This window comes from Streptomyces sp. NPDC046859, from assembly GCF_040645135.1.
Taxonomy (GTDB): domain Bacteria; phylum Actinomycetota; class Actinomycetes; order Streptomycetales; family Streptomycetaceae; genus Streptomyces.
In genome coordinates this window covers 121,959-130,193 of the sequence record NZ_JBEYXR010000020.1, presented here as the reverse complement: position 1 = coordinate 130,193, position 8,235 = coordinate 121,959, and the positions used below count along the sequence as shown (strand labels likewise).

General features: G+C 74.3%; 6 protein-coding genes and 1 pseudogene. All 7 read left to right on the top strand.

The genetic code is table 11. From position 1 onward, the window contains the following. Positions 1–579: PP2C family protein-serine/threonine phosphatase (locus tag ABZ899_RS26755; protein WP_361350698.1), on the top strand; the 579-nt coding region annotated here is incomplete at its 5' end. After that, positions 579–917: an STAS domain-containing protein gene (locus tag ABZ899_RS26750; protein ID WP_361350709.1), complete on the top strand. Its 339-nt coding sequence runs from the start codon at positions 579–581 to the stop codon at positions 915–917. The genes ABZ899_RS26755 and ABZ899_RS26750, both read left to right, overlap by 1 nt. Before the next feature lie 151 nt (positions 918–1,068). Then, a pseudogene (locus ABZ899_RS26745) lies at positions 1,069–1,583 on the top strand (MSMEG_1061 family FMN-dependent PPOX-type flavoprotein); the annotation flags it as partial. Positions 1,584–2,007: 424 nt separating this feature from the next. Then, the gene (locus ABZ899_RS26740) at positions 2,008–4,128 is read left to right on the top strand and encodes a hypothetical protein (protein WP_361350696.1); all 2,121 of its coding nucleotides are present in this window, start codon (positions 2,008–2,010) and stop codon (positions 4,126–4,128) included. Between the two features lie 77 nt (positions 4,129–4,205). Further along, the gene (pelF, locus tag ABZ899_RS26735; protein ID WP_361350695.1) at positions 4,206–5,717 is read left to right on the top strand and encodes a GT4 family glycosyltransferase PelF; all 1,512 of its coding nucleotides are present in this window, start codon (positions 4,206–4,208) and stop codon (positions 5,715–5,717) included. Further along, on the top strand, positions 5,714–7,129 hold the full coding sequence (locus tag ABZ899_RS26730) for a hypothetical protein (protein ID WP_361350693.1): 1,416 nt from the start codon (positions 5,714–5,716) through the stop codon (positions 7,127–7,129). Before pelF ends, ABZ899_RS26730 begins: the two co-directional genes overlap by 4 nt. An 89-nt stretch (positions 7,130–7,218) precedes the next feature. After that, entirely contained in the window at positions 7,219–8,220 is a 1,002-nt protein-coding gene (locus tag ABZ899_RS26725; RefSeq protein ID WP_361350692.1) for a GDP-mannose 4,6-dehydratase, read from the top strand. Positions 8,221–8,235: the final 15 nt, after the last annotated feature.

The window sequence follows — 8,235 nt, the reverse complement described above, 5'->3', positions numbered from 1 at the left end:
TCCCGGCACAGCGCGAAGAAACAGGAAGCCACGGAATCCCCACCGGAAACCGTGCCGCATAGCGGCACAGCAACCGGTCAGGAAGGCCAGAATCCCCGGGCTTCAACCCGAGGTGCAAGTCAATGCACCGCCGTCTTCGGCACGATCGACTCCGACCCGGTCGCCGGGCGCCTCACCGTCCACCTCGCCTCGGGCGGCCACCCGCCCGCGCTGGTGCTGCGCGCCGACGGCACCGCGGCCTACCTGCCGACCCCCGGCGGACTGCTCGTCGGCGTCCTGCCCACCGCGCCCTTCACGGCCGCCGCCACCACCCTCGACGCCGGCGACACCCTGCTGCTCTACACTGACGGGCTCACCGAGGCCCGTACCGGCAAGGACCGCACCAGCCTCTACGGCGACGAAGCCCTTCTGGACTTCGCCGCCACCCAGGCCGGCCGGCCCCCGCACGCCGTCATCGAGGCCCTCGGCGACCTGTTGTCCGGGTTCGGCGACGGCCTGGACGACGACACCGCCCTTCTCGCGATCGGCGTCCCGACGACCCGACGACCCGACGAGCCGCACACGATGAGCAGAACATGATGAACGCACTGAAGATCAGCACTCGAGACGCCGCGAACGGGCCGGTCCTGGCGATCGCCGGGGACCTGGACTACGTCAGCGCCGGCGAGTTCCGCGAGCTGCTCCCCACGATCACCGTCCGCCCGGGCCAGCGCCTCGTCGTCGACCTGGGCGCCCTGGAGTTCTGCGACTCCAGCGGCATCACCGCCCTGATCGCCGCGCACCACCACGCGCGGTCCGCCGGAGGGGAGCTGGTGCTGGCCGCGGTACCGGCCAACACGCTGCGCATCCTGAGCATCGTCGGGCTGGACCAGATCCTCACCATCCACCCCGACAGCGAGACCGCCATCGGCACCTGACCAGGCCCCGGGAACCGGCCACCCGCATAGGTGAGGTGACCCTCACACCGGCCGGCGTGGCGGGTGCCGTCATCACGCGAGCGCACACCGGGAGCCGGGTTCGCCGTACACCTCCGAACGCTCCGGCAGCCGTCCGGACCGTACCGGCCCCGAGGGATGGGCCGGACTCGGCTCCCGCGAAGAGCTGCGCGAACTGCTGGGGGAGCCCTGGCCCGTCGTCATCGACAAGGTCCACCACCGGCTCGCCGAGGAGGACCGGGACATCATCGCCCGCTCGCCCTCCCGCCTCCTCGCGACCGCCGACGCCGACGGCGACTGCGATGTGTCGCCGCGGGGCGAGGAACCCGGCTTCACCCATGTCCTCGACCCGGGAAGGATCGCCCTGCCCGACCGGCCGGGCAACCGGCGCGCCGACAGCTTCCACGACATCTTCGCCAACCCGCACGCCGGGCTGCTCCACCTCGTCCCGGGCAGCGGACAGGTGCTGCGCGTCGACGGGCGCGCCGGCATCCTCACCGACGCGCCCTTCTTCGACGCCCTGACCCGGCAGGAGCGCCGGCCGCGGCACGCCCTCGTGCTCGACATGGACGAGAGAGCTACCTCCACTGCGCGCAGTCGCTGAACCGGTCCGGGCTGCGGAAGCCGGAGTCGTGGACGCGCCGCTGATCCAGGAAGGCCGCGTTCCGGACGTCCGAGGTGCTATGACCGGTCATCAAAGATGACCAGAAACCGGTCCGTGTCCCTTCGCCGGACCGGTTCAGACCAGTGGCGGTCGTACCGGCCCGCCCCATCGGCGGAACGGCCCACCCGCTCCGTGCCGACCTGCGGCGGAGAGATCGCCGGGCCCCCGGCGGGCATCCGGGGGGAACGGCGGCCGAGCACACGGCCCGCCGGATCGGCGGCGCCAGGCGAACCTGCGTTTTTCCGTCAGCTTCCGCGGCAAGAGCACGAAAGCTCCACAGGTACCTCACTATTTGACGCGACGGATGCGTCGACGACCGGTCTCTGAGGGGGAAGCCGGCGTCACGCGCGGGGGTGCGTCGCTCTGCGGAGCCATGCTCACCCCTGCACGGGGAGGGGACAGCACCGCATGAAGCGGACCTTGAGCACCACCGTGCTGACGACGGGCGCATTGATAGCCGCCCTCGGCACACCGGCCGCCCAGGCGGCGGAGCCGGCGCCCCGCATCGACCTGCGGGTGCTCGTCGTCAGCGACGGAGGCCCGGCCACCGACGCCATCGCAGCCGAACTGGCGACCGGCGGAACGCCGTACACGGAGATCGACCTGATCCGGTCCGACCGCCCCGTGATCGACGCCGGCTACCTCGCGGACACCGTGGACGGCCGCCCCCGTGCCAAGTTCCAGGCGGTCGTCCTGCCCGACGACAACCCGTTCCCGGCCGGCTCGGCGGAGATGGCCGCCCTCGTGGCGTACGAGCAGGAGTACGCCGTCCCGCAGGTCGACGCCTACACCTACGCCCGGCCCGAGGCCGGACTGCGCTACCCCGTGAACGGCGGCTACTCGGGAAGCGTCGACGGGGTGCGGGCCGAGGTCACGGACGCCGGGCGGTCCGGGCCGTTCGGCTACCTCGACGGACCGGTGCCCTTCGAGGACAACGCGCCCGACGTCGGCGAGAGCTACGCCTTCCTCTCCACCCCCGCCGAGGGCGCCGACTTCACGCCGTACGTCCAGGCGTCCGTCCCCGGCACCACCCGGCAGGGCTCGCTGGTGGGGGAGTACCGGCACGACGGGCGACGCGAACTCGTCGTCACGTTCGTCTACAACCGCCACCAACAGCAGTTCCGGCTGCTGGCCCGCGGCATCGTCGCCTGGATGACCGGTGGTGTGCACCTCGGCGCCTCCCGCAACTACTTCGCCGTCCACGTCGACGACGTCCTCGCGGGCGACGACCGCTGGAACTCCCGCCTCGACTGCACGCCCGGCGACGTCGACTGCACCGACCCGGACGCCACACCCGACCCGATCAGGATGACCCCCGCCGACGTCGACCACGCCGTCACCTGGCAGCGGGAACGCGACTTCACGCTCGACCTCGCCTACAACGCGGCCGGCAGCGTCGACCACCGCGAGGACCACGCCGGCGCCGACCCGCTCGCCGACCGCCTCCTGGAGCGGCGCGACGCCTTCCGCTGGATCAACCACACCTACACGCACGCCTTCCTCGGCTGCGAGCAGGACACCGCGGTGGTGCCCTGGCGCTGCGCGACGAACGCCGACGGCAGTACCAGGTGGGTCGGCCGCGACGACATCGCCGACGAGATCGCCCACAACCGCGCCTGGGGACGGTCCGCAGGACTCCCGCTGGACGACGAGGAGTTGGTGACCGGCGAGCACTCCGGGCTCAAGGTGCTGCCGCAGCAGCCCGACGACAACCCCAACCTGGCGCTCGCCCTCGCCGACACGGGAGTCACCTGGCTCGCCTCGGACAACTCCCGCGAACCCGGCCGGCGCCGCGTCGGCCCCGCGGCCACGGTCCCGCGCCACCCGATGAACGTCTTCTACAACGCGGGCCGCGCCGCCGAGCAGGTCGACGAGTACAACTGGATCTACACCAGCCGCGCCCAGGGCGGCAGCGGCATCTGCGAGGACGACCCGGCCACCACCTGCCTGCCCGCACCGCTCGACCCCGACACCGGCTACACCGAGCACATCGTGCCCCTGGAACGGCAGATCGCCCTCGGTCACGTCCTCGCCAACGACCCCAAGCCGCACTTCATCCACCAGTCCAACCTGGCCGAGGAGCGCATCGCCTACCCGGTCCTCGACGGCGTCCTCGACGCCTACGGGGCGCTGTTCGCGGCGGACACCCCGCTGGTCGACCTGCGGATGAAGGCCATCGGCGAGGAACAGGGCCGCCGGGCCGCCTGGCGGGCCGCCGTGGACGACGGCCAGGTCACCGCCTACCGGATCGGCGACACCGTCACCGTCGACGGCCCCGCCGGCGTCGACATCCCCGCCACCATGCCCGACGGCACCACCCGGTCCGGCACCCCCTTCGGCCAGGCGTACGCCGGACACCGCTCCGGCTGGACGGCCCCGGCCGCCGGACCGCTCACCCTCACCCTGCCCGCCTCCACGGCACCCGCCGCGCCCGGCGGCCCGGAGGGCTCCGCACCCGCCACCGCCCCGGCCCCCGACGCCCGCGTCCCCGCCGGCGTGGCCGAGCACGTCCCGCCCACGGGGAGCTGACCGGCACCCGCAGCGACGTCCCGGCCGCCCGCGCCGGGCCGGCACCCCTCACCACCCCTCGGCCGTGGAGCCCATCCATGCACGTTCACCACGCCGCGCGGCGGGCCGCCGCCGCGCGCGTCACCCTGCTCACCGAAGGCACCTACCCGCACAGTCACGGCGGCGTCAGCGTCTGGTGCGACCAGCTCGTCACCGGCATGCCCGACATCGACTTCGACGTCATCGCCGTCACCGGCACCGGACGGGAACCCCTCGTCTGGGACCTGCCCGGCCACGTCCGCGACGTCCTGTCCGTGCCCCTGTGGGGCGCCACTCCCGACGGCCGGCCCCCGCGCGGCCGGTCCCGCCGCCGACTCGCCACCGCCTACGAACGGTTCCTGACCGCGCTCGTCGACCCCGGCGCCGAGGACGGCTTCGCACCCGCCCTGCACGCCCTGGCCCGCGCGGCCGCCGCCGCCGAACTCAGCCCGTTCCTGCGGGGCGACACCGCCCTGCGCATCCTCACCGCCGTATGGACCCGCCCCGGCCTGGCCGTACGCGAGGCGCGGCCGACGCTGCACGACGCGCTCACCGCCACCGCCCTGCTGGAACACGCGCTGCGGCCGCTCGCCGCGCCCCCCCCGCGGGACGGCGTCGCGCACGCCGTCAGCGGCGGCGTCGCCGTCCTGCCGGGCCTCGCGGCCCGCGAACGGTACGGCGTCCCGCTGCTGCTCACCGAGCACGGCGTCTACCTGCGCGAGCGCTACCTGGGCTACCGCACCGCGGCCTACCGCTGGCCCGTCAAGGCGGTCGTCCTCGGCTTCTTCAGGCTGCTCGCGCAGGAGAGCTACCGCCAGGCGGCACTCATCACCCCGGGCAACCGCTACAACCGGCTCTGGGAGGAGCAGGGCGGTGCCGACCCCGCCGCGATCCGCACCGTCTACAACGGGGTCGACCCGGCCGCCTTCCCCCCGGCCGGCCCGGAACCCGGGACCCCCACCCTGAGCTGGGCCGGACGAGTCGACCCCATCAAGGACCTGGAGACCCTCATCCGCGCCTTCGCCCTCGTCCGGGGACAACGCCCCGACGTCCGGCTGCGGTTGTTCGGCGGCACCCCGCGCGGCGGCGAGGCCTACCGGGAACGCTGCGAGGCCCTCGCCGCCGAACTCGGGCACGCCGACGCGGTGACCTTCGAAGGCCGCGTCGACGACATCAAGGACGCCTACGCCGCCGGCACCGTGGTCATGCTGTCCAGCATCAGCGAAGGCTTCCCCTTCACCCTGATCGAGGCCATGTCGTGCGGCCGGGCCACCGTGTCCACCGACGTCGGCGGCGTCCGCGAGGCCGTCGGCGACACCGGACTCGTCGTGCCGCCGCGGGACCCGGCCGCCATGGCCGCCGCCGCGCTCGAACTCCTCGGCGACCCCGGACGCCGCCGGGCGATGGGGGAGGCCGCACGGCTGCGGGTCATCGAGCAGTTCACCCTGCGGCAGACCATCGACACGTTCCGCGGCATCTACCACGAACTGGCCACCGGGACGGCACCCCCGCCCACCCGGGTCATCCTGCCCGCCCCGGCGGTCACCGGCACCGGGAGCCTCACCGGATGAGCGGCCCCCTGTCCCTCGAACCCGGCGGCGACGGACGCGACACGCTCGCCCTGCGGCTGGCCACACCCCGCCCGCCGCGCCGCCGCCCGCGCTGGGCCCTGGACGACGCCACGCTCGCCGTCCGGCTGCCCGGCCGGGGCCCCGACGAGGAGGCCGTCAGCACCCTGGCCGCCGAACTGGCCGACGCCATAGGGCCCGCCGTCCACCCCTACGAAGTGGCCGCCCTGCTGGAGGCCGAGGGCCTGTCCGCGTCCGTCGTCAAGGAGCGGTACGGGCACCCGGACCTGTTCTCCCTGGCCACCGCCCTCTACGAGCGGGTGCCCCGGACGTTCCCCGAACCACCGCCCGCCCCCGACCCGTGGCGGCCCGACACCCTGCGTTGCCTGCTGCGCGGCGTGCTGTTCGCCCTGCCCGCCCTCGCCCATCTGCTGACCGCCCCGCTGTGGCCGCTCGGCCGGTACGCCCCCGTCCTGATCGTGGCGGGCATCGCCTCCTGGGCCTGGGGGCAGGCCCTCGGCCACCGCGCCCACCTGCGGCTCGTGACAGGACGCCGGGAGGCGTGCGGCACCCTGCTCACTGGGTCGCTGCTGGGGGCCGCCACGGCGACGGCCCTCGCGCTGGTCCCCGGCCCGGACGCCCTGGCCCTCGCGGTCGCCGCCGGCCAGTCGCTGTACCTGGCCGCCGCGGGCGTCCTGCTCGTGCTCGCCCGGGAGAGGCTGCTGCTCGCGGCACTCAGCCCGCTCGTCGCCGGCGCCGCCGTCCTGCCGTGGTGGGAACCCGGACCACTCATGCGGGCCGGGCTGCCCCTGCTCGCGCTCGTCGCCACCCTGGCCGCCGCCGGCCACGTCCTGGGGAAGGGCCGCACCTGCCCACCCGCCCCGCACGCACCGCGCACCCCCGTACGCGCCTCCCTGCCGTACGGCCTGTTCGGCCTCGCCGCCGCCGTGCTCGTCGTCCTCACCGGCCGCCGGCAGCCGTACGCCGTCATCGCGTTGACCCTCAGCATGGGGCCCGCCGAATGGCTGCTGTACCGCTACCGCGGCTGGTCCGTCGCCGCGCTGCGCACCAGCGCGACCCCCGGCGGGTTCCTGCTGCGCTCGGCCGGTGTCCTCGCCGGCTGCCTGGGCGCCTACCTTCTGCTGTTGCTGCCCGCCGCACTGCTCAACGGCGCGGACCCGGCCACCCCCCTGCTGCTCGCGGCCACCCTGTGGACCGCCCTGCTGCTGCAGGCGTTCGGCACGGCCTGGCCGCCCGCCCTGCTCTGCCTCACCGCCGCCGGAACGGCCGGCACGGTCACCGTCCTGGACCCGCCGGGCGCGCCGGCCGTCCTGCCGGCGGTGTGCGCCGCGGCCGCGTTCTGTCTCGCGGTCTGCGCCCTGCGCCTGCTCGGCCGGCCCTCCCCGCACGCCTGACCCTCCGCATCACCCCATCGGACCGCCGGAGCCCCGCGTCCCGACCGCACCGGGCCCGCGTCCGGCCACCACGACGAAAGGACCGAGAGTTGACCTCCGCCCCGCTCGCCGCCGTCACCGGCGCCGAAGGCTTCATCGGCTCGCACCTCACCGAGGCCCTCGTCGCCTCCGGCCACCGCGTGCGCGCCATGGCCCAGTACAACTCGTTCTCCTCCTACGGCTGGCTGGAGACCCTGCCCGCCGACGTGCTGGACCAGGTCGAGGTCGTCCTCGGCGACGTACGCGACCCCGGCTCGGTGCGCGGCCTGCTGGACGGCGCCGACTGCGCCTACCACCTCGCCGCGCTCATCGCGATCCCGTACTCCTACCAGGCCCCGCACAGCTACGTGGACACCAATGTCACCGGCACCCTCAACGTGCTGGAGGCCGTCCGCGCCCTCGGGATCCCGCGCCTGGTGCACACGTCCACGAGCGAGACGTACGGCACCGCGCGGACCGTGCCGATCACCGAGGACCATCCCATCAACACCCAGTCGCCGTACGCCGCTTCGAAGGCCGGCGGCGACCGGCTCGCCGACAGCTACCACGCCAGCTTCGGCACCCCGGTGGTGACGCTGCGCCCGTTCAACACCTTCGGCCCCCGCCAGTCGATGCGCGCCGTGATCCCCACCGTCATCGGTCAGGTGGCCGCCGGGGAACGCACGATCACCCTCGGCGACCTGCGTCCCACCCGCGACTTCACCTTCGTCGAGGACACCGCGCGGGCCTTCCTCGCCGTCGGCACCGCACCGGCCGAGCAGGTCGTCGGCCGCACCTTCAACGCCGGGACCGGCGGCGAGATCTCCGTCGGCGACCTGGTCGCGCTGGTCGGCAAGGTGATGGACGCCCCTCTCGACGTCCAGGAGGACCCCGTGCGGCTGCGGCCCGCCGCCTCCGAGGTGATGCGGCTCGTCGCCGACGCGAGCCGGCTCACCGCGGCCACCGGGTGGCGGCCGCGGAACACGCTCGAGGAGGGACTGGCGCGCACCGCGCGGTGGTTCACCGACCCCGCCAACCTGGCCCGCTACAAGACCGGCATCTACAACATCTGACCCGCCCGGCTCGTA

Excerpts from the sequence above, each read along its gene's own strand:
- ABZ899_RS26740 (WP_361350696.1), top strand. The coding sequence starts at position 2,008 with ATGAAGCGGACCTTGAGCACCACCGTGCTGACGACGGGCGCATTGATA.
- ABZ899_RS26750 (WP_361350709.1), top strand. The coding sequence starts at position 579 with ATGAACGCACTGAAGATCAGCACTCGAGACGCCGCGAACGGGCCGGTC.
- ABZ899_RS26730 (WP_361350693.1), top strand. The coding sequence starts at position 5,714 with ATGAGCGGCCCCCTGTCCCTCGAACCCGGCGGCGACGGACGCGACACG.
- pelF (WP_361350695.1), top strand. The coding sequence starts at position 4,206 with ATGCACGTTCACCACGCCGCGCGGCGGGCCGCCGCCGCGCGCGTCACC.